Here is a 21,177-nt window from a genome sequence, read left to right as displayed (position 1 = left end):
CCCTGTCTCATTCCATGTCTAAACCATCCGTGTCGTTGTTGCTTCGCCTTGCCGTGCTACAGCACTGATCGTAGGCTTCGCGCCTGGACACGAATGATCTGGAAACAGAATCACGGGCCGGCACAGTGCGAAGCCTGAACCATTCCAAGCGCAGAAAAACATGCACACACACTTTGCGGCAACTGGTTTGCTGGCCTTGGTTTTTGTACTGGGCTGTCAGCCTGCGCGCCATACCGCTTTGGGTTGATCGCGACCCGCAATTCAACGGCCAGATCCAGATTCCGACCTTCGTGGAGGTGCTGGCCCGGTACGGCTGCGCCACCAAGGCATCGCCCGTTATCGTGCAGTCGTTTGAAGTGGCCCAGCGGAAGAGCCTGTGCAGCAAGACACAGGTGCGCCTGGGCGCCGATAAAAACCCGCAAAGGCGGGTTTTTGGGGGTGGAGGGGCTGCTTTAGCGGCCCCGTAAAAACAGTGCGTCCAGCTCCCGCATGCTGAGCTGCCGCCACGTCGGCCGCCCATGGTTGCACTGGTCCGACCGTTCAGTGGTTTCCATCTGTCTCAGCAGGGCATTCATCTCGTCGATGGTGAGTTTGCGGTTGGCCCGCACGGCGCCGTGGCAGGCCATGGTGCCGAGAATTTCGTTCTGCGCGCGCTGCACCACGGTGCTGGCGTCGTGCGTGCTGAGTTCAGCCAGCACGCTGCGCGCCAGCTCCACGGCATCGCCTTGGGCCAGCGTGGTGGGCACGGCGCGCACGGCCAGGGTTTTGGGCGAAAACGGCACCACCTCCAGGCCCAGCAAGGCCAGGGTCTCGTGGCAGGTTTCGGCGGTGGCTACCTCTTCGGGGGTGGCGGCAAAGGTGGCCGGGATCAGCAGGGGCTGGCTGGCAATGCGGGCACTGCTGTCGATCTGGGCCTTGAGGCGCTCATAGACGATGCGTTCGTGTGCGGCGTGCATGTCCACCAGCACCAGACCCTGGGTGTTTTCCGCCAGGATGTACACGCCGTGCAACTGCGCCAGCGCCCGGCCCAGGGGCCAAGGGGTGCCGTTGGCGGTGCCGGGCTGGGCCAGAAAGGACACGGTGGCGTTGGAGGGCTGGCCGCTTTCTGCCATGGCGGCTTGCAGCGGGGGAGTCCAGGCCTGCGCTGGTAGGGCCGTGGGCAGGCTCAAGGGCTGATCGGTGGGGTTGGGCGCTGTGCCCCACAAGGCGCCCAGGTCAGAAACCTTGTGGCCTACTCTTTCATCGAATTTGATAGCTGATTGCGCTTGATGGGTGGGCGTTGGAGGCCATTTTTTCTCTAAATTCTCTGTCGAAACGGCGGGCGCAGGTGCCGCCATCAGCGCTGCAGCGCGGGGGACAGCCAGGGCGTTTTCCACCGCGTGGCGCACCGCCTGGTGCACTTCGCGGCTGTCGCGAAAGCGGACCTCGATCTTGGTCGGGTGCACGTTCACGTCCACGCGCGCCGGGTCGATGTCGATGTACAGCGCATACACCGGCTGGCGCTGACCGTGCAGCACGTCTTCGTAGGCGCTGCGCGCGGCGTGCGTGATGACCTTGTCGCGCACAAAGCGGCCGTTGACGTAGCAATACTGCTGGTCGGCACGCGAGCGTGCGGCGCTGGGCAGGCCCGCACGGCCGGTGATGGTGAGCCGTCCCTCGCTGTGTTGTACCGGCACCGATTGCGCCACGAAATCCTCGCCCAGCACATCAGTCAGGCGGCGTGCCAGGGCATGGCCCTGGTCGGGCTCGCCCTGTACCAGCGTGGCGCGCCACTGTTCCACCAGCTTGCCTTCGTGCCAGATGGCAAAACCTACGTCGGGCCGCGCCAGCGCGTGGCGGCGCACGGCTTCCACGCAATGGGCCAGCTCGGTGGCATCCTGCTTGAGAAACTTGCGCCGTGCCGGGGTGCTGAAGAACAGTTCTTTCACTTCAACGGTAGTACCGCTGCTGCGGGCCACGGGGCGCAGCTCACCGCTGCGCGCATCGAGCAAAAAAGCGCTTGCCTGCGCAGCGGGGCGCGAGAGCAGGGCCATTTCTGATACCGAGGCAATGGCGGCCAGTGCCTCGCCCCGAAACCCCATGGTGGCCACGGTTTCCAGGTCGTGCAGATTGGTGATCTTGCTGGTCGCATGGCGGCGCAGTGCCACGGGGAGTTCGCTTTGCGGAATACCGCCGCCGTCGTCCTCCACTGCAATCAGCCGCACGCCGCCTGCCAGCAGCCGCACGGTGATTTGTGTGGCACCGGCGTCCAGGGCGTTGTCTACCAGTTCTCGCACCACCGAGGCAGGGCGCTCCACGACTTCGCCGGCCGCAATCTGGCTGATGAGTTCGTCGGGCAGGTCGCGGATGGGGCGGCGGGCGGGAGGAGTGGAATCGGTTGGGGTCACCCAGCCGATTTTAGAAGGCCAAAGATTGCTGGGGATAATGCGGCCCAATCCTTAGAGAGCCCCATGGAAATCATTGCCTTCCTGATCGACTTCATCCTGCATGTGGACAAACACCTTGAAGCCTTTGTGGTGGCCTATGGCGTGTGGGTGTATGCGCTGCTGTTTCTCATTGTTTTTGTGGAAACCGGCGTGGTCGTCATGCCCTTCTTGCCGGGCGATTCGTTGCTGTTCATCGTGGGCGCGCTGTGCGGCGCCGGGCTGATGGAGTTCGTGCCTGCCGTGGTTGTGCTCTTGGCGGCCGCCGTTCTGGGCGACCAAAGCAACTACAGCATTGGCCGCTACTTTGGGCCCAAAGTGTTCCAGTGGGAGAACTCGCGCTGGTTCAATCGCCGTGCGTTCGACCAGGCACATGCCTTTTATGAACGCTACGGCGGCATCACCATCGTGTTGGCGCGCTTTATGCCGTTTATCCGCACCTTTGCGCCCTTTGTGGCGGGCGTGGCTGCCATGGAGCGGGGCAGGTTCACTGCCTTCAACGTGGGTGGCGCTGTGCTGTGGGTGGTGGGCATCTGCACGGCGGGCTACTTTTTTGGCAACCTGGCCTGGGTGCGTGAACACCTGGACAAGATCATCTGGGCGCTGATCTTCATCCCCGGGTTGATTGCCCTGTTTGGTGCGTGGCGCGGCTCCAGGGCCAAAAGCGCATAAGAATTCTCAGCGACGAGGGGCGCGGCGCTGATCCCGGTCCTCACCCAGCTCATGGCCCACCAGGGCGCCACCGGCAGCGCCGGCAATGGCGCCGCCTGTGCCAAGCAAGGCTCCACCGGCGACGCCGCCGACCACTGCGCCAACGCCAGTGCCGATCTGCGTGTTGGTGGGGTTAGAGGAGCATGCGCCCAGACCCAGGGTGGCGGTGAGGGCGATGGCAAGAGCAAAGTGACGGGACATCATGGCGTGGGCCTTTCTGCGAAGTGGAACACTGGCGCCACAAACGAAATGTTTGCGCGCCAAGCCGATGCATCCACTATCGTGCGGTTCCGGCGGCGTGCGTGTAGGACGCCCATCGCATCAGGTGTCAGCGGGCGGCGCTGTCAGCCGGGCAGACCGTCGCGCGCCGTACATAAGCTGATCGTCAACAGCAGCGAGGCATCGGTGTGCCCCGTGAGCGCGTGCGCTGCGCCACCCCGCAGGTGCACGAAATCACCCGCCGCCAGTACCTGCGCCGCCCTTTCGGTTTGCAGTTCCACCTCGCCCTCGATGCAGTAAAACGTGATCTCACCTGGTACCTGATGCTGTGGCAGGGTTTTGCCCTTGGGCACCACGATGCGGATTACCTCCAGCTCATTGGCCTTCAGGATGGCGCTGGTCACGGCGCCTGCAAGCGCGGTTCCGAGCGGTGCGATGCGAACGATTTCGGAGGAGGCAGTGTGCGGCAGGGCCATGGCGGTTTCCTTCAAAAAAGACCGAGCGTGTCAGTCTCTCAAACCTTAGAGTGCCATGCAAGCGAACGTTGGACGAAATGTCCGACCCCCTCGGGCTTCAGGGCGAGGCGATGTCCAGCGCAGCCTGCACCTGTGCAAAAGTCATCACGTCGGCATATTTTGCTTGCAGGTCAAACAGGCTGGTCTCGTGTGGAGCAGGGTGCCGGTCGCCGCAGGCGTCGGCCACGACGATGGGGATGAAGCCATTTTGAAGCGTGTCCAGTGCTGTGGCCCGCACGCAGCCGCTGGTACTCATGCCCGCAATCAGCACGCAATCCACGCCCAGGGAGCGCAGAGTGCTCGCGAGCGAGGTACCGAAGAATGCGCTGGCGTACTGTTTGGTTACGACGGGTTCGCCAGGCAAGGGCTGCGCTGCAGGCGCAAAGTCGCCCAGTGGGTTTCCGACGCAGAACACTTTCAGCGCCGGCACTTTGCGGAAGAAGTAACCGCCATTGACGCCCAGGGCGTCGTATTCCACGCGGGTGTGCAATACAGGCAGGCTGCGGCTGCGGGCCCAGGCCAGCAGTGCACTGGCGCCCTCAAGGGTTTGCGGTGCCTCGGCGTACAGAGGCGAACCCTGCTCGAAGTAGGCTTGGGCGAAATCCACCATCAACACGGCCTGGCGGGTTCCGGTGCCCAGACCTGCCCCGAAAGCGCCCTGGGCGGCATAGTTGGCAATCAGATCATCTCGGTTCATGGCAAGGATCCAGCGATAGCTGGTGCTTTTGGGTGGAGGATGGCGTTCTTGGCGGCATGGATGTGGCATCGCATGATGGCGACTGCCCAGTCGTGGTCGTGGGCCTTGAATGCGTCGATCAGCTCGCGGTGCTGAGAAAAGCTGCGCTGCATTTGCTGCGGGCTGTAACTGCGGAAGGTGCGGTGCACCACCGGCACCTCGATGGCCTTGGCCAGTACGGCCGCCATGCGCTCCTGTTGGCTCGCCACGGCGATGAGATCGTGGAACTCTCTGTTCAAGCGACTCACCCGCGTCGTGTTGGCCTCGCTGTTGTCGGTGCCTTCAAGCTCGATAGCATCCTGCAGTACGCACAAACGGTCGATTTGCTCTGCGTTGATGTGCAGCGCTGCGTTGCCACAGATATCGGCTTCGAGGCGTGCGCGAAGGCGAAAAATCTCCAGTAATTCCGCCACGCTCCAGGAGCGCACTACCGTGCCGCTGTTGGGCCGGAAGACCACGTAGCCTTCGGATGCCAGCAGTCGGATGGCTTCCCGAACGGGAGTGCGCGAGGCCTCGAACTCGTCGGCAAAGCTCTGCTCGGTGAGGCGCTGGCCCGGATGGTAGGTGCCATCGATGATCCGTTCCTTGATCACCGCATAGATGCGGTGCGGTGCTGTCGACTTGGAGTTCGACGAGGCAATGTCGGGGGCGTTCATGGTGTGTGGAATTTTGGTGTTAGTGCTTTTCGAGCAGGGAGCCGAAACCCGCCATCTTGTCCTCGATGCCTGACGAGCGCAATGCATCCCAGTAGATGGCCGTGTTGATGGCCACCACCGGTTTGTCCAGCCAAAGTTCTGCCTGGGCTGCCAGTCGCGCCATGGCGAGATTGGTGCCGACCTGGATGATGCCGTCGATGTCGTCGCCATCGATCTCGCGCAGGGCACGGGTCAGCTCCCGTTCGCTGACGTGGGCAATCTTTACGGGGCTCTCGCACTTCAGCCCCTTGATGCGTTTGACGCGAAAGCCCGCTTCTTCAAAAAAGCGCACCACGTTTTCATCGCCCACGGGCTGGTAGGGCGTGAGCACGGCAATGGTTTTGACGCCCAGGCGCTCGAACGCGCGGCCACAGGCCTCGGAACCCATGGAAACCGGGAGCTGGGTGCGCGCTTCGAGTTCGGCCTTGAGGCGGACGCTGGCCTGCAAGCCGTCCCAGAAGGTCTCAGCCGAAATGCCCAGCACCAGACGCGTGGGCTCGCAGGACATCACTGCGTCAACGGCCTCGTTTTGCGCTCCCGCGATGAGCTCGATCAGGCGATTGAAGTCTTCGTTGGTATGCAGCGGGATATTGGGAATGCGGATGCGGCTGATGTGGTTCGTCACGCCCACCGGCCGCATCGCGTCGAACTCGGGTTGTACCGAGGTGTTGGTGGAGGGAATCAGAACTGCGAATTTTTGGCGCCAGCCCAGTGAATCGGTCATATGCTCATTTCTGCGGAGTGCTTGCCCCGCTGTTTTTTGCTGCTTGGGGATCGCATTACCGAGGGGTGGATGCGGCGCCCGCCTGCGCTGCCGAGGGCCTCGCCAATGCAGGCAGGTTTTGGCGGATCCAGCGCAGGCTGCGGCCCCCCACGGGGTATCCCACCAGGGTTTCGGCCACGTCGATGGCCCGCACCAGTGCCTCCATGTCGAGTTGTGTGTCCAGACCCGCCTGTGCACACAAGAGCGCCAGGTCCTCGGTGGCGAGATTGCCTGCAGCGCCTGGCGCAAACGGGCAACCCCCCAGCCCGCCAATGCTGGCGTCGAACCGGCGCACGCCCATCTGCAGGCCCTGCCAGGCATTGGCCAGGGCCATGCCGCGGGTGTCGTGCAGGTGCAGGCCCAAGGTCTGCGCCGGCAGGGATGCGAGAAGGGCTTGCACCACGCGCTGCACGTCGCAAGGCGCGGCCGCGCCGATGGTGTCGGCAACCACGATTTCGCCGGCTCCGGCTTCGGCCATGGCCACGCTCAGAGCGTGAACCCGATCCGTAGGCGTGTTGCCTTCGAAAGGGCAGGCAAAGGCCACGGCGATGTAGGCGCGCGTCGCCAGGCCTTGGGCTTGGGCGTCGCGCAAGGTGTCGCGCGCCGTGGCGATGGCCTCATCCAGCCCCATGCGGATGTTCCGCTGGTTCATGGTTTCGGTGGCCGAAAGGACGACGGCAATTTCGCGGCAGCCCGCCCGCAGCGCGCGCTCGAGGCCGCGTTGGTTGGGCACCAGCGCCGAAAGGCTGCGTCCCGCCGGCACGGCGATAGCGGGCAGCAGCGCATCCGCGTCGGCCATCTGCGGCACGGCCTGGGGCGAGACAAAGCTGGTCGCTTCGATGGCAGGCATGCCCGCCCCCCACAGCGCCTCAATGAGGGCCAGCTTGCCAGCCACGGGCACCAGGGTTTTCTGGCTTTGCAAGCCGTCGCGTGGGCCCACGTCGGTGATGCGCACCTGTTCGGACGCCATGATCATGCCCACACCCCGAGGGCGCCGCTGCCTGCCAGTTCGCTGATCTTGGCGTCGCTGTAGCCGAGAAGCTCGCGCAGCACGGCTTGCGAGTCTTCGCCCACGCGCGGCGGCGCGGTGAAATACTGCGCATGGGTGGAGGAGAACTTCATGGGCACCCCCGTGGTGGGGATTTCAGCACCACCGACCAAGCGCATCTTCTTGACCATGTCGCGTGCAATGACTTGCGGATCGGAAAGCGCCTGCGCGAAGTTGTTCACCGGACCGCAGGGAATGCGGTGGCTGCGCAGCCGCTCCAGCCAATGGGCCGTGGACTCCCGTTGGAAAGCCGCGCCAATCGCCGCGTCGATCTTTTCCTTGTCGCGCAGGCGTGCGGGCTGCTTTTCGTATTCCGGGTTCTGCAGTTCCGGCAGCGGCAACATCTCGAGAAAGCGGGCAAAGAACCCGTCGCCGATGCAGGCCACCACGACGTAGCCGTCCTGCGTGGGATAGACGTTGTAGGGCACGTGCACGAAGTGGCTGTTTCCGATGCGCTGCGGCACGTCACCCGACATCAGGTGCATGGTGGCCATGTAGTTGAGCAGCGAGATCTGCACGTCGAGCATGGACACGTCCACGTGTTGGCCTTCGCCCGTGCGTTCGCGGGAGATTACGGCCGCGAGCACGCCCATGGCGCCAAAAATGCCACCGCCCAGGTCGCCCATGGGAATGCCCGAGCGGGTCGGCAGGCCTGCGCCATCGCCGGTGATCGACATGCCGCCCCCCATGGCCTGCACCACCTGGTCAAAGGCGGGGCGCTGCGTGTCCGGGCCGGTTTCACCGAACCCGGTGACGGTGCAGGTGATGATGCGCGGGTTGATTTTCGAGAGCGTGGCGTGGTCGATGCGCAGGCGTTGCGTGACGCCTGCACTGAAGTTGTCGAACACGATGTCGGCATGGCGCACCAGGTCGTAGAAGACCTGCAATCCTTCTTGGCTCTTGAGGTCGAGTGCCACACTTTCCTTGCCGCGGTTGAGGGTCAGGAAGTACGCGCCCATGCCATCGCGTGAGTACGCCGGCGTGTCCGCCAGCAGCTGGCGCGTGCCCTCGCCCTTGCCCGGGGGCTCTACCTTGATCGTGCGCGCACCCAAATCCGACAAGGTCATGGTGCCGTAGGGGCCCGACAGCATGTGTGTCAGGTCCAGCACCACGAGGCCGGATAGGGGGGCATTGGTCTTTTTAATCGTCATCTTTCTTGCTACATTCACAAAAAGGTGGGGCGCCGAAGGGGCGGTTCACTGCGGCGAAAATGGCGCTGGGTTGAGCAACTCGTTGTGCATTTCCTGGATCAGCGGCAGCACCTTGGGCACGAAGGCAGTCCATTCGGGCGATGCCGCCAATTGCGCGCGGCGCTGCTGGCGGTCTTCAAAGGACGCGTAGCGCCAGAGGTGGATGACTTTGTTGATAGCGCCGATTTCGGTGCTGTAAAAGCCCAGCATCTCGCCCAAGACGGGGCGTTCTATGCCAATGCCTTCGCTGCCCATCAGGCGCATGAACTCGGGCAGGGCGCCGGGGCGCAGCACGTAAGAGCGCATTTCCACGATCACGGCATCTGCTCCTTCAAGCCCACAGAACGAGTCGGTTGTCGGGCATGCGTCCGACAAACGAGCCGATCGACACGCGGCTGCCGCCCGGCTTGGCGGTGCCGGGCGCGATCTCGTGCGGGTTGCGGGTGTTGAAAATCACCACGTCGCCCGTGGTGGCGCGGTAGACGAAGTTGGGCACGCCTTCGGTAAGGGCGCGGTCCAGTCCATAGCTCTTCGGGATTTCGCCCGCCGCGACTTCGGGGTTCCACGGGTTGTTGTGGACCGTGGTGTGGCCACCGGATTCGAGCTCTTCGGCAAAGAAGTTCCAGCCAAGTTGCGCATCGATGGCGCCAATGGCGTAGTCCGGCGAGTTCACGGGAGCCCAGTCCACGTGCAGATCGATCTTGTCGCTGGTGGAGCGGATGATTCCGGCGAAATACTCACGGCCGTCCTCGTTGGCCAGTTCCACCGGCTGGGGCCAGACGGCGCGCAGCCGCTCCATCAGACGGGTCAAAGCGTCAAAGGAGTCGTTGAACACGGCTTGCACGTCCGCTTGGGCCTTGACGGCGTCGTCCAGAAACTCCTGCTTGGTCTTGGTCCAGCGGTACTGGTATTGCGCCAGCCCGATGAAGCCGATCCGGTCGCTCACGTTGTAGTACTGCATGTTTCCCTGTTTCGCAGCCGCGGCGAAGCGGGTGCACTCCTCGGGCGTGGCAAAGCCACGAATGCGGATGGCCGCGATCTTGTTGTCAAGCAACAAGCGCAGATTTTCTTCAGTGAGTTCGTACTCCTGGGCACTGGTCCAGGTGGACATGGGGGACTCCTTGGTGGTCATGGCAGGAAGCATTTATTTGCCGGCGACGGCCTTGAGGTCGACGACCTTGCCGACGCTGTCGTTCCAGTTCTTCACGCAGGCTTCGCCGCAGCGCGCGGCCCAGCGTGGCAGAACGCGCTCCAGCAGGGCCTTGCGGCGCAGTTCCAGGTCCGCGGGCTTGACGTCGACCAGCACCATGGAGGCGGCAGGACCTTCGGGGCAGTTGCCCTTGCCGGTGTTGCAGGCGATGCCGATTTCGTTCTCACGCACGTTCTGCGCGTAGACATCTTTTTCCAGCTTCTGGTACTGGTCGGTGATGACTTTCTGTGCGGCGGGGCTGAGCTTGTTCCAGGATTTCATGTTCGCGGCGGAAAAACTCGCGGCGAAATTGATAGGGAGGCGATAGAGGTGGGTAGCGCCCTCGTACCACTTGGCCTTGTAGCCGCCAAGGATGCCGGTGATCGCGCAGTCGAGTACACCGTTTTGCAGGGCCTGCTGCACGTCGCCGAAGGGCATGTTGATGCCCGATCCGCCAAAATACTCAACAAAATCCGCCTGCGAGGAACCGGACACGCGCACCTTGCGGCCCTTCAGATCGGCCAGACCGTTGAACTCCTTGCGGCAGAAAAAGACCTGGTCTCCATAGCTCGTGACGCCTATCACCTTGACCTGCTGGTTCTTGGCGTAGTACTCATCGAGATGGGGGCGGAACGCCTTGATGGCGTCCTGCGCCATATCGATGGAGGTGGACACACCGGCCAAGTCGAGGGCGTCGTTGATGGCCGCCTCGCCGGCCAAGAAACCCAACACCGTGGTTCCGACATCAAAAAGTCCCTGCCTCAGCAGCTTGATCACTTCCCCGCCCTTGAGACCCATTTCGTTCCAGGGCTTGAAGGTGACGGTGATGGCTCCGCCTGAAGCGGCAGGAATGCCCTGTGTCCACATGGGCGCTTCCAGCTCTTTTGATTGGGTCGTAATACCGAGGTTGCCCACCACATTCAAGGTGGCTTTGGGCATGGCTTGGGCCAGCGCCGCGCCGCTGAAGACCAGGCAACTGGCAGCGAGCAGGGTGCGAATCGGGAAGGTGGTCATGGTTGTCTCCTCTGGAGGGTTTGGGGGAATCCGAAAGCAAGAGGGCGCCGCAGCCAGCCGGGATCGGCGGCGCGGGTCACGGTTATTTGAGAGCGTTGTAGGTCTTAGGCAGCCAGGTGGCGAGCTCGGGGACGGCCAGCAGCAGGAAGATGACGCCCAGCATCACAGCGGCGAACGGCAGCGAGCCAAGCGCCACGTCGCGGAATGCGCCGCTGGTGCGCACCGACTGCACGACGAACAGGTTCATGCCAATGGGCGGAGTGATCAGGGCCAGTTCGATCAGGATCACGAAGACCACGCCAAACCAGACCGGGTCGTAACCCAAAGCAACCACGATGGGAACGATGATGGGCGTTGTGGCGACCATCAAGGTGAGCGTTTCAACAAAGCAGCCCAGCAGCAGATACACCGCCACGATGGCCAGCATGACGTAGAGGGGATCCCAGGTCAGCGAGCCCACTGCCTTGACGGCGATGTCGGTGAGTCCGATGGTGGACATCACAAAGTTCAGGAAGTACGCGCTGATCACGATGAGCATGACCATGGCAGTGGTGCGCACCGTGCCTTCCAGCGCCGTCCACAACCGCTCCCAGCTGAACTTGCCAGTGGTCACTACGTACAGGAAGGTACCGACCACGCCGAGCGCGGAGGCCTCGGTGGGAGTGGCCCATCCGAGATAGATGGATCCGACCACCAGCATGAACAGGTAGAGCGGTGGGCCGAGCGCCCACAGTGCGCGCAGCCGTTCCCCCCACGACGCGCGCGGCTTGCGCGGGGCGAGTTTGCGGTTGACCACGCAGGCGATGAAGACCAGCATAGAAAACAGCAGCGCCATCAACAGCCCCGGAATGAAGCCTGCCAGGTACAAATCCGACACCGATGTCTCGGACAGAGCGCCATACAGCACCATGTTGATGCTCGGCGGAATCAGGATGCCCAGCGTGCCGCCAGCGGCGATGGAACCCAGAAACAAGGCCGGGCGGTAGCCGTGCTTGTGCATGTTCGGAATCGACACCGTGCCGACCGTGGCGGCCGTGGCCACGCTGGAGCCCGAGGTGGCGGCGAACAGTGTCGAGGCGGCGATGTTGGTGTGCATGAGCCCGCCCGGGATGTGGCCCACCCACTTGTCGAGCGCGTCAAACATCTTTTCCGCCAGACCGGAACGCAGCAGCATCTCCCCCATCAGAATGAACATCGGGACGGCCACCAAGGTGAAATCGGACGAGGTTCCCCACGCCATTTCGCCCACACCGCGCATCAGCGGCAGGGTGGAGTACAGGCTTGAAAGCGACGCACCGAGCACGCCGATGGCTGCGCCGACATAGAGGCTGCTGGCGATGAAGAGCAGCAGAAGAATAGTGGAGACAAGCAACATGTCAGGCTCCTGCCCGGGCAGGGGATGCGCACGCGGCCATATCCGGACCGTGCGTAACCTTGACCCCGGTCCCATCCATGGACGCTTCGACCTCTTCCGATACGGTCGCAATACCGAACATTTCCTGCACCTCACGGTGCCGACCGCGCGCCACCGCATTCGCTGCCACCACCAGAAGCATGGCGGCGCACACCGCGAACCATGCCAGGCCCAGCAGCCACAGGCCTTGCGGAATGGCCAGCGGCACATGCAGCGTTGAGTTGGAGCGCGCGTCCAGTTCCCAGTTGTCCAGCACGACGAGGGCGCCGTAGTAAACCAGCACAGCCGCGACCACCGAAAGCGTAGCCAGGGCGCAGATGTCAAGGTAGGCGCGTGGTTTGATACCCAGCATGTTGTAGAGCACCTCGATGCGGATGTGTGCCTTGGTGATGAGTGCCCAGGACAGGCCAAACGCGGTGGCCAGCGCGATGCCGTAACCGGTCAGCTCGTAGCTCTCGAAAATGGCCAGTTTGAAGACGTTACGGAATACAACGTCCAGCGACACCAGGAAGGCGCAGACGAGGATCAACGCTCCCCCCAGTCGCGCCAGAAATCGCGATACCGCGGTGGCGAATTGCACGCTCATGTTCATGTGGTGCTCCGTTCTAGGGGTTACTCGCTGACCCAGGTCTTGGTGGGCGGCGACTTGATTTCCAGCTGCTCGCAGTCTTCCAGTGCTTCGCTGAAATGCTCCACACCAACGGGGTGGATCCATGAAGTGCCGGGCCCTGCGATGAACTCCTTGCCGCCAATCACCAAGCGCAGCTTGCCGCGGATCAGGTAGGCCACCGTTTCGTGGTCCATATGTTTGTGCACGGGGTCGATCAGGCCCTTCTCACGGAATACATGCAGCATCAGTATTTCGTTGCCCACCATCGCGCGCCGCACTTCCACAACGCCTTTGGGCTTGACGCCTTCGACCGCGGCAAGGCGCTCCACAGGAAGTTCGTCCTTGATGGTGAAGTAGCCCTCGGTCAGGGGAAGGGTGCGGTTTGAATTGATCATAAAAGCTCCTGTGTAAATTTGGGCCGCCCGTTGGTGAGCGGCTCTGCGTAGGGGTGTAAATACCTTGGTTTTCGAAGAAGAGGTCTAACGCTTGCTGCCAAGATTGTGTGCAATGCATAAATTCTCAGCGCTGAAATACCTCAAAGTAAGGGGGTTTACCCTATAAATTTATCTGAAAACCTATATTCCAAAAAATAGTTGTACACAATAACGGTTTTTGCTGAGTGCGCGGGCAGAAGGCATCTCATGGCATCCCTGCTTTTGGCGCGTGACATGGGCACGCTCTGCGTCGATGAGGGCTTGAGGTAGGGCGATTTCGCAGCCGTTAGCACGTGATTTTGGTAAACAGGCGTTTGCCGCAATCTGCGAGGGGCGCAGGGCCAGTAGGCGATCGCTTTGGTATGCGCGTTTGAGTCGTCACCGTTTACAGGCGACGGCGCGAAAGCTAGAAGGAAGAGAAATGCAGGGCGTCGGTCGCCGTCTCAGACCGAACGACTGCGTGCCAGCGGCGGGTTTTTGGCAAAGTAGCGGACGATGCCGCGCATCAGCGCATCGGCCAGTTGCTCCTGGTAGGCGCTGGTGCGCAGGCGCGCCTCTTCCTGGGGGTTGCTGATGAAGGCCGTCTCCACCAGCACGCTGGGGATGTCGGGCGCCTTGAGCACGGCAAACCCGGCTTGTTCGACGCGCGGCTTGTGCAGCTTGCCGACGTTGCCGATCTCGCCCAGCAGCACGCTGCCGAGCTTGAGGCTGTCGTTGATTTGTGCGGTGGTGCTCATGTCCAGCAGGGCACGCTGCACATGCTGGTCTTTGGCGCGCACGTTCAGGCCTCCCACCAGGTCGGCCCGGTTTTCCTTGTTGGCCAGCCAGCGTGCCGCCGAGCTGGAGGCGCCGCTTTGGCTGAGTGCAAACACGCTGGCGCCGCGTGCTTCGGGGTTGGTGAAGGCGTCGGCGTGGATGCTGACGAACAGGTCGGCCTGCACACGCTGCGCCTTTTGCACGCGCGTACCCAGGGGAACGAAATAATCGCCATCGCGTGTGAGGTAGGCACGCATGGGGTTGCCGCCCACGGTGGTGGCGTTGATGCGTTCGCGCAGCAGGTGGGCCACTTTGAGCACCACGTCTTTTTCGCGTGTACCGGCGGGACCGACGGCGCCGGGGTCTTCGCCGCCATGGCCGGGGTCCAGGGCGATGATGATGAGCCGGTCCGTGTGCTGCGCCTTGAGGGTGATCGGTGCCGCAGGTTCGGGCTTGGCAGGAATGATGGCCGGTGCGGTGGTTTTGCGCGGGGTGTCGGCGCGGGCAATCAGCTCGCCCAGCGGGTCGGCCGCCTCCAGGTTCCAGGACTGGGCGTCGGGAGCGTGGTGGGGGCCGGTGGGGGTGATTTCACCGGTCTCGCGCAAGCGCTCGGCAATCAGTGCTTCGAGCGGGTCGATCGCGTTCTCGGGGTACAGGTCGAACACCAGCCGGTGTCCGTAAGCGGCCACAGGGGCGAGCGAGAACACCTGGGGCACAGCGGCCTGTTTCAGGTCAACCACCAGGCGCACCACGCCGGGGGCGTTCTGGCCAACGCGGATGCCCGCAATGTTGGGGTCGTCGGGCTGCACCTTGGCGACCAGTTCGCGCAGCTCGGGGCTCAGGTCCAGCCCCTCGATGTCTACGGCCAGGCGCGGCGGCGTGCTGATGAAGAATTTCTTGGCGCGCAGTGGCTGATCGGATTCGAGCGTGACGCGCGAGTACTCGGGGGCGGGCCACACGCGCACGGCCAGGATGGTTGCGCCGCGCGCAATGTGCTGCGTGCCCAGCAACAGCACCAGGCTGCCGACCTGCAACACAGTGCGGCGCGTGGGCAGGGTGGGGTGGGCGTTGTGCAGCGGTGGTGGGTTCATGCGCTCAATCCTTGCAGCAGTTGCTGACCAAGAGCGGTGTGCGCCTGTAGTTCGACTTGGCGGGAGCTCTCGTCTGGTGCTTCAATGTGGATAGCAACATCCGCAGCAGGAATCAGCGCTGCGGCCTTTTCTGGCCATTCTGCCAGTTTCAGGCCGGGGCTGGCAAATACATCGCGAAAACCCGCGTCTTCCCATTCGCGCGGATCGCTGAAACGGTAGAAATCGAAGTGCCAGATCGCCAGGCCAGGTGCCTCGTGCGGCTCCACCACGGCATAGGTTGGGCTCTTGATACGGCCCTGCACGCCCAGGGCGCGCAGCAGGTGGCGCACCAGCGTGGTTTTGCCTGCACCCAGGTCGCCGTGCAGGGTGATGAAGGCGTTGGCCAGAAGGGGCTGCGCCGCCAGTTGCTGGGCAAAAGCGGCAGTGTCATCCTCACTGTGCCAGGTGGCTTGCCGTACTGCCAGCGCGGAGGCACTTTCTACAATGGGGCGATGGTGATCAGCAGCAGTCAATGGGTTCCTCAAATTCAACAATGGGCGCGCGAACTGGGATTCTCCCAAATCGGCGTGGCGGGCGTGGATTTGTCTTCGGCCGAGCATGGGTTGATGCAATGGCTGGAGCAAGGGTTCCATGGCGAGATGCATTACATGGCGGCGCATGGTCTTAAGCGCGCGCGCCCGGCCGAGCTGGTGCCCGGCACGGTGAGCGTGATCACGGCGCGCATGGATTACTTGCCCAGTGATACCCCCATCGACATGCCCCCAGGTTGGCAGGCTGTGGAGTTTGCGCGCCTGCAGCGCCCGTCCGAGGGCATCGTATCGGTCTATGCCCGGGGGCGGGACTACCACAAGGTCTTGCGCGCCCGGCTGCAAAAGCTGTGCGACCGTATTGCCCAGGCGGTAGGCCCGCTGGGACACCGGGTGTTTACCGATTCCGCGCCAGTGCTGGAGGCCGAGCTGGCCCGGCGCAGCGGCCAGGGCTGGCGCGGCAAGCACACGCTGGTGCTCAACCGCGAGGGTGGCTCGATGTTCTTTCTGGGCGAGATTTATGTGGACATGCCGCTCGAGCCCAGCGAGCCTGTCACAGCGCATTGCGGGTCGTGCCAGGCCTGCATCGACGTGTGCCCCACGCAGGCCATCATCGCGCCCTACCGGCTCGATGCGCGGCGCTGCATCTCGTACCTGACCATCGAGCATGCGGGGCCGATCCCGCTGGAGATGCGGCCGCTGCTCGCCAACCGCATCTACGGCTGCGACGATTGCCAGCTGGTCTGCCCCTGGAACAAATACGCCCAGCCCAGCCAACTGCCCGACTTTGATGCCCGGGCCGGTCTGACGGGCCAGCAGTTGGTGCACTTCTTTGCGTGGGATGAGGCGACCTTTCTGCGCCTGACCGAAGGCGGCCCGATCCGCCGCATTGGCCACGAACGCTGGCTGCGCAACGTGGCTATCGCGCTGGGCAATGCACTGCGCGCCACGGGCGATGCCGGTGTGCGCGCTGCGCTGCAGGCGCGGGCCGAAGATGCCAGCGACCTGGTGCGTGAGCATGTGGCCTGGGCACTGCAGGTGAAATCTAACTAAAAAGTGCCTCTAGCGCTTGTACAGTAAGCGCTGACAGCTATATAAATGATAGTTTTTTGTTCAACCCAGCAAACCCAAGGCCAGCGCAAGACTGGCCGGGCCCAGCAGGGTCGAGAGCGTAACCAGGCCTGCCACATACGGGCCGTTGTAGCCCATGCGCGCTGCCAATACATAGCAGCTTGACGCGGTGGGCAGCGCAGAAAACGCCAGCAGCACCGCCGTTTGCACTGGGTCCAGACCGAGCAAGCGTGCGATACCCCAGGCAATCAGAGGCTGCAGCAGGTGGCGGATGGACAGCACCGATACCGTCAGCAGCTTGCCGCGTTGCAACAGGCTGAATTGCATGCCGGCGCCCGCCGCCATCAGGCCCAGCGCCAGCGAGGCGGCGCCAATGCGGTTCACGGTGGGCTGCATCCATTCCGGGAGTTGCAGGCCCGCCAGGTTGGCCGCCAGGCCCGTAGCGGTGGCCAGGATCAAGGGGTTGCGCAGCAACTCGCGGCCAAAATGGTGCTCGCTTTGGCGCGCCATGGGCCACACGGCGGCCACGTTGAGCAGCGGCACGCACACACCAATCAGCACCGCAATCATCAGCAGGCCCTGGCTGCCCGCCAGGCGTTCGGCCAGCGCCAGGCCAATGAAGGAGTTGAAGCGGAAGGCCACCTGCGCCGCAGCAGCGTGGTCGCGCAGGTCGATGCGCTGCCCCAGCCAGGGCAGGTAGGGCAGGACGTACGACAGGCCAATACCCGCGCCGCTCAGCAGCAGCCCCGCCAGCATCAGGCCTGAGGCCGAACTGGTGTCGATGGGGCTTTTGATGATGGACTGGAACAGCAGTACCGGGAACAGCAGGTAGTACACCAGGCTCTCCACGGGCTGCCAGACGCTGCGGTTGAGCGCTGTGTAGCGGCAAATGAGATATCCGCACAGGATGAGCGAGAAATCCGGAAGAAGAAGTTGCGCGTAGTTCACGGTTCAAACTTATCAAAGGGGCTACCGGTTGGGCTGTCCGTCCGGTGACCCGTTGCAGGCAGTCAGCAACGTGATGCCGCCATCCGAGCGTAACCAGTGGCCCATGGGCTGGCAGCGGCCTTGCAAACACAGTTCGAAATCGGCGGTGAATTCTGAGCGTGTCAGGCGCAGCGCGGCGGGTTGGTGTTCTAGCGGCTGGTACTGGTACCAGCCATCAACCAGCTGCGCGTCCCCCGGGGGCTCCATGCCGGCGGCCGAGCCCCGCACCCGGGCTGCCAGCGCCTGCAGCACGGGCGGCGTCTGTGCAGTGGCGCCGGGTTGCACGGCGTAGTCTTCCTCCCAGCGCTGCTTTTCGATGGAATGTGTCCACGCCAGCGTTACCTGCTGCGCCGCGATAAATACCGGCGGCGCGGCTCCCGCCGTAGCCGCCAGGGCCAGACAAATGCCCAGCAAGGCTCAGGCCGCCGGGCTGCGGCGCGCAGCACGGGTGCGCCACACATGCCACGCCACGAATGCAGCCACGGCGGCCAAGCCGATCTCGTCGGTCATGGGCAGGGCAACCACCAGGAAGCTGGCAGCCACAATGGCGGTCAGCCGTTCCAGCAGGTTGAGCGGGCCGAGCAGAAAGCCGATGGCACCGGCGCCCCACATGCCAATGGCGATCAGGGCCTTGAGCACCACATAGGCCGTGGCCAGGGCGCCGCCGCCCTGCAGCATCAAGGCTGGGCTGTAGACCGCCATGAAGGGCACAATGAACCCGGCAATGGCCACCCGCAGGGCCTGCAGGCTGATCTTCAGGCCGCTCTCGCGCGCTATGGGGGCCGCGGCAAACGCGGCCAGAGCGACGGGCGGCGTCAGGTCGGCCATGATGCCGAAATAAAACACGAACATGTGCGAGACGATGAGTGGCACGCCCAGTTCTAGCAGTACCGGGGCTGCCAGCGAGCTGGTGATGATGTAGTTGGGAATCGTGGGAATCCCCATGCCCAGCACCAGGCAGGTGACCATGGTCAGCAGCAGCGCCAGGAACAGGCTGTTGCGTCCAATGGCGATGATGTGGCCACCCAGCTCGGCCGCCACGCCGGTGAGGTTGATGATGCCGATGATCACGCCTACCAGCGCGCAGGCAATGGCCACGGGCAGTGCATGGCGTGCACCGTCCACCAGGGCCTGCACCGCCAGGGTGCGCGCGTCCGCGCCCACGCGGCGCAGGTAGGTGATGGCGACCAGCAGCGCCGCAAGGACAAAGAAAGTGCCGACGCCAAACTCAAAGAAGCCCGCACAGGCCAGGCCCAGCAGCACCCAGAAGACCGCGCGCAGGCCCAGGCCCTGCACCCCGGTCAGCACCGCTGCGCCGAAGATCAGGATCACCGTCAAGCCCAGGCCCACGGTGCCCGAGAACAGTGGTGTGTAGCCCGAGAACAGCAGCGCCACGAGGCCCACCAGGGGTAGCAGCAGGTACCAGCGCAGGCGCACGGCGGTCCAGGGGTTGGGGCATTCGTCCTTGGGCAGGCCGAGCAGGCCCTTGCTCCCGGCTTCCAGGTGCACCATCCAGAAGGCTGTGACAAAGTACAGGATGGCCGGGATCAGAGCGGCCTGGACGATGGCGATGTAGGGCACATTGATCGTCTCGGCCATGATGAATGCCACCGCCCCCATCACCGGCGGCATGATTTGTCCGCCCATGCTGGAGGTGGCTTCCACGCCGCCAGCGAATGCGCTGCTATAGCCAAAGCGTTTCATCAGCGGAATGGTGAACTGACCGGTGGTGACCACGTTGGCCACGCCCGAGCCGTTGATGGTGCCCATGAGGCCCGATGAAATCACTGACACCTTGGCCGGGCCACCGCGTGTGTGGCCCACCGTGCCCATGGCGAAATCGTTGAAAAGCTGGATCATGCCGGCCTGTTCGAGAAAGGCGCCGAACAGGATGAACAGAAAGATGTAGGTCGACGACACATAGGTGGGCGTGCCGTAGATGCCTTCGGTGCCAAAGCCGAGGGCACTGACCACCTGGTCCATGCCAAAGCCGCGGTGCGCCAGTGCACCGGGCAGGTACTGGCCGAACAGGCCATAGGCCAGGAAGATGCCGCAGATGATGGGCAGGCCCCAGCCCATGACGCGCCGGGCGGCCTCGAATACGAGGGCGATGGTGACCACGCCGATGACCCAGTCCATGGGGATGAGTTCGCCTGCGCGCTGCGTCAGGTCGGCCTCGTACGCCCAGTGGTACAGGCTGAAGACGAAGCCGGTCAGGCCAAGGGCCCAGCCCAGTACCTTGCCTGCAGTGCGCAGCGCGCCCCCATTGCGGTGAAAAGGCGGGTGCATGGCAAATACCAGCAGGATGACGAAGCCCACGTGGATGGCGCGCACCACCTGGCTGGACAGGGGGCTGAAGGCCGCTGTGATGAGTTGAAAGCAGGAAAAGGCGATGGCGATCCAGAAGATGGCGCCACTGAGCTGGCCGGGTTTCGTCTCGTTGTCGTTGTGCATGGGAAACTCATTGAGAGGGGGAAGCCGCCCCTGTGTCGGGTGGCCCTGGCAGCGCCCCAGGCCCGGGAGCGCTATCGTCTTATTCGATCTGTGGACGTCGACGCAATGGAACCATGGAGATGCGCGACAAGGTGCAGGGGCACGCCAACACGGAAATAGGGGGCGCGAAGGCCCCGCCTAGCCGGTGGCACAGCCTGGGAGGCCCATGCCACTGCCGCAGGCAATTACTTGATCAACCCGACCTCGCGGTAGTACCGTTCTGCACCAGGGTGCAGGGGCACGGGCATGCCCTTGATCGCGTTCTCGCGCTTGATCGCCTTGGCAGCGTTGTGCGCAGCATAGAGCGTGTCGATGTTTTCATACATCTGCTTGGCCATCTGGTAGGCCAGTTCGTCAGACACCCCGGAATGCGTGACGAGGAAGTTGGGAATGGCCGCTGTGGGCACATCCTGCGTCTGGCCGGTGTAGGTGTTGGCGGGAATCACGGCCGTCTGGTAGGCGGCATCGCCCACCTTGGCCACCACATCGGCGGGCACGGGCACCACGACGATCTTCACCGAAGTGGACAGATCACGGATCGACGCCACACCCAGACCGGCCGACTGCAAAGTGGCATCGAGCTGGCGGTTCTTGATCAGCTCGACCGACTCGCCAAAAGGCAGGTACTCCACCTTGGCCAGATCAGCGTAGGTCAAGCCAGCAGCCTTGAAGATGGCGCGCGCGTTCAGCTCGGTGCCCGACTTGGCCGCGCCCACGGAAATGCGCTTGCCCTTGAGGTCGGCCAGGGTCTTGATCCCTGAGTCGGCATTGGCCACGATCTGGATGTAATTGCTGTAGGTGCCCGAGAGGCCGCGCAGTTTGTCGAGCTTTTTGGGAAACCCGGCCTCGGCTTCGCCCTTCCAGGCGTCAGAAACCGAATCGGCCAGGGCCAGGGCCAACTCGCCGCGCCCAGCTTGCAACAGGTTGAGGTTCTCCGCTGAAGCCTTGGTCACCTGGGCCGTCGCACGCACATTCGGGATGGCCTTGGCATAGATTTGCGACAGGGCCACGCCCAGTGGGTAGTACACGCCGCTTTGGCCACCCGTCAGGATGTTGACGAACTGTTGTTGCTGGGCATGAACAACACCGGCAACGAGGGCCGTTGTCAGGCTTAAGCCCAAACCGATTTTGTGAATCAAACGCATGGATAGGTCTCCTGTTCGAGGGTGAAAGCCAAACGGGCAGAATAACGCAAGTTACCGTGCGACCGCGCCTGCGGACGCTGCTTGCCGCAGAAGGGTTTACCCGGAATTGCGCTGTATGCATGAGCGGTTTTCTATGCTTTTTTCCG

At 63.4% G+C, this 21,177-nt stretch carries 23 protein-coding genes; 3 read left to right on the top strand and 20 right to left on the bottom strand.

Annotated features, from left to right (window positions below):
• Window positions 1–203: 203 nt before the first annotated feature.
• Complete coding sequence (locus C8D04_RS06915) at window positions 204–467, top strand: hypothetical protein (RefSeq protein ID WP_116004188.1); 264 nt, start codon at window positions 204–206, stop codon at window positions 465–467.
• On the opposite strand, the gene mutL is transcribed toward C8D04_RS06915, so the two are convergent.
• Window positions 453–2,387, bottom strand: coding sequence for a DNA mismatch repair endonuclease MutL (mutL, locus tag C8D04_RS06910; protein WP_116006069.1), 1,935 nt, complete (start codon window positions 2,385–2,387; stop codon window positions 453–455). The two genes, C8D04_RS06915 and mutL, sit on opposite strands and share 15 nt — an antisense overlap.
• A 63-nt stretch (window positions 2,388–2,450) precedes the next feature.
• Here mutL and C8D04_RS06905 point away from each other — a divergent pair, with 63 nt between their 5' ends.
• Window positions 2,451–3,095, top strand: a complete 645-nt coding sequence (locus C8D04_RS06905; protein ID WP_116004187.1) for a DedA family protein — start codon at window positions 2,451–2,453, stop codon at window positions 3,093–3,095.
• A gap of 6 nt (window positions 3,096–3,101) precedes the next feature.
• On the opposite strand, the gene C8D04_RS06900 is transcribed toward C8D04_RS06905, so the two are convergent.
• The 15 genes from C8D04_RS06900 to tsaE form a co-directional block, all read right to left on the bottom strand.
• Window positions 3,102–3,338 carry an osmotically inducible lipoprotein OsmB gene (locus C8D04_RS06900; protein ID WP_116004186.1) on the bottom strand — a complete coding sequence of 79 codons (237 nt, stop codon included), beginning with the start codon at window positions 3,336–3,338 and terminating at the stop codon, window positions 3,102–3,104.
• 140 nt (window positions 3,339–3,478) lie between these two features.
• The gene (locus tag C8D04_RS06895; RefSeq protein WP_116004185.1) at window positions 3,479–3,829 is read right to left on the bottom strand and encodes a cupin domain-containing protein; all 351 of its coding nucleotides are present in this window, start codon (window positions 3,827–3,829) and stop codon (window positions 3,479–3,481) included.
• Between the two features lie 97 nt (window positions 3,830–3,926).
• On the bottom strand, window positions 3,927–4,565 hold the full coding sequence (locus tag C8D04_RS06890) for an isochorismatase family protein (RefSeq protein WP_116004184.1): 639 nt from the start codon (window positions 4,563–4,565) through the stop codon (window positions 3,927–3,929).
• Entirely contained in the window at window positions 4,562–5,260 is a 699-nt protein-coding gene (locus tag C8D04_RS06885; protein ID WP_158550290.1) for a GntR family transcriptional regulator, read from the bottom strand. The genes C8D04_RS06890 and C8D04_RS06885 overlap by 4 nt, the downstream gene beginning before the upstream one ends.
• A 19-nt stretch (window positions 5,261–5,279) precedes the next feature.
• Window positions 5,280–6,023, bottom strand: a complete 744-nt coding sequence (locus C8D04_RS06880) for an arylmalonate decarboxylase (RefSeq protein WP_116004182.1) — start codon at window positions 6,021–6,023, stop codon at window positions 5,280–5,282.
• Between the two features lie 55 nt (window positions 6,024–6,078).
• Entirely contained in the window at window positions 6,079–7,032 is a 954-nt protein-coding gene (locus C8D04_RS06875; protein ID WP_116006068.1) for a hydroxymethylglutaryl-CoA lyase, read from the bottom strand.
• Between the two features lie 2 nt (window positions 7,033–7,034).
• Window positions 7,035–8,261: a CoA transferase gene (locus tag C8D04_RS06870; protein WP_116004181.1), complete on the bottom strand. Its 1,227-nt coding sequence runs from the start codon at window positions 8,259–8,261 to the stop codon at window positions 7,035–7,037.
• A 45-nt stretch (window positions 8,262–8,306) separates the two neighbouring features.
• Window positions 8,307–8,618 carry an NIPSNAP family protein gene (locus C8D04_RS06865; protein ID WP_116004180.1) on the bottom strand — a complete coding sequence of 104 codons (312 nt, stop codon included), beginning with the start codon at window positions 8,616–8,618 and terminating at the stop codon, window positions 8,307–8,309.
• A 13-nt stretch (window positions 8,619–8,631) separates the two neighbouring features.
• On the bottom strand, window positions 8,632–9,411 hold the full coding sequence (locus tag C8D04_RS06860) for a hypothetical protein (protein ID WP_133243610.1): 780 nt from the start codon (window positions 9,409–9,411) through the stop codon (window positions 8,632–8,634).
• A 33-nt stretch (window positions 9,412–9,444) separates the two neighbouring features.
• Window positions 9,445–10,503 carry a TRAP transporter substrate-binding protein gene (locus C8D04_RS06855; RefSeq protein WP_199562980.1) on the bottom strand — a complete coding sequence of 353 codons (1,059 nt, stop codon included), beginning with the start codon at window positions 10,501–10,503 and terminating at the stop codon, window positions 9,445–9,447.
• An 82-nt stretch (window positions 10,504–10,585) separates the two neighbouring features.
• Window positions 10,586–11,878 (bottom strand): TRAP transporter large permease, encoded by a 1,293-nt coding sequence (locus C8D04_RS06850; RefSeq protein WP_116004178.1) that lies wholly within the window; start codon window positions 11,876–11,878, stop codon window positions 10,586–10,588.
• A 1-nt stretch (window position 11,879) separates the two neighbouring features.
• A complete protein-coding gene (locus tag C8D04_RS06845) occupies window positions 11,880–12,509 on the bottom strand; it encodes a TRAP transporter small permease (protein ID WP_158550289.1) in 630 nt (209 codons plus the stop codon).
• Between the two features lie 20 nt (window positions 12,510–12,529).
• Complete coding sequence (locus tag C8D04_RS06840) at window positions 12,530–12,922, bottom strand: cupin domain-containing protein (protein WP_116004176.1); 393 nt, start codon at window positions 12,920–12,922, stop codon at window positions 12,530–12,532.
• A gap of 482 nt (window positions 12,923–13,404) precedes the next feature.
• On the bottom strand, window positions 13,405–14,808 hold the full coding sequence (locus C8D04_RS06835) for an N-acetylmuramoyl-L-alanine amidase (RefSeq protein ID WP_116004175.1): 1,404 nt from the start codon (window positions 14,806–14,808) through the stop codon (window positions 13,405–13,407).
• The gene (gene tsaE, locus C8D04_RS06830) at window positions 14,805–15,320 is read right to left on the bottom strand and encodes a tRNA (adenosine(37)-N6)-threonylcarbamoyltransferase complex ATPase subunit type 1 TsaE (protein ID WP_116004174.1); all 516 of its coding nucleotides are present in this window, start codon (window positions 15,318–15,320) and stop codon (window positions 14,805–14,807) included. The genes C8D04_RS06835 and tsaE overlap by 4 nt, the downstream gene beginning before the upstream one ends.
• 12 nt (window positions 15,321–15,332) lie before the next feature.
• On the opposite strand from tsaE, the gene queG reads away from it, so the two are divergent.
• On the top strand, window positions 15,333–16,388 hold the full coding sequence (gene queG / locus C8D04_RS06825) for a tRNA epoxyqueuosine(34) reductase QueG (protein ID WP_116006066.1): 1,056 nt from the start codon (window positions 15,333–15,335) through the stop codon (window positions 16,386–16,388).
• A gap of 60 nt (window positions 16,389–16,448) precedes the next feature.
• Here the strand turns inward: queG and C8D04_RS06820 are convergent, their stop codons facing one another.
• The 4 genes from C8D04_RS06820 to C8D04_RS06805 all read right to left on the bottom strand — a co-directional run bounded on the left by C8D04_RS06820 (window position 16,449) and on the right by C8D04_RS06805 (window position 21,031).
• Window positions 16,449–17,354, bottom strand: a complete 906-nt coding sequence (locus tag C8D04_RS06820) for an AEC family transporter (RefSeq protein ID WP_116004173.1) — start codon at window positions 17,352–17,354, stop codon at window positions 16,449–16,451.
• Window positions 17,355–17,375: 21 nt separating this feature from the next.
• Window positions 17,376–17,807 (bottom strand): DUF1850 domain-containing protein, encoded by a 432-nt coding sequence (locus C8D04_RS06815; protein WP_199562979.1) that lies wholly within the window; start codon window positions 17,805–17,807, stop codon window positions 17,376–17,378.
• 3 nt (window positions 17,808–17,810) lie between these two features.
• Window positions 17,811–19,847 (bottom strand): TRAP transporter permease, encoded by a 2,037-nt coding sequence (locus C8D04_RS06810; RefSeq protein ID WP_116004172.1) that lies wholly within the window; start codon window positions 19,845–19,847, stop codon window positions 17,811–17,813.
• A gap of 224 nt (window positions 19,848–20,071) precedes the next feature.
• On the bottom strand, window positions 20,072–21,031 hold the full coding sequence (locus C8D04_RS06805) for a TAXI family TRAP transporter solute-binding subunit (RefSeq protein WP_116004171.1): 960 nt from the start codon (window positions 21,029–21,031) through the stop codon (window positions 20,072–20,074).
• Window positions 21,032–21,177 lie beyond the last annotated feature (146 nt).

Origin of the sequence: Simplicispira sp. 125, from assembly GCF_003096555.1 — a bacterium.
Lineage (GTDB): Bacteria > Pseudomonadota > Gammaproteobacteria > Burkholderiales > Burkholderiaceae_C > Simplicispira.
Note: the sequence above shows the minus strand (reverse complement) of the source record. Positions and strands in the feature narration are given on the sequence as shown.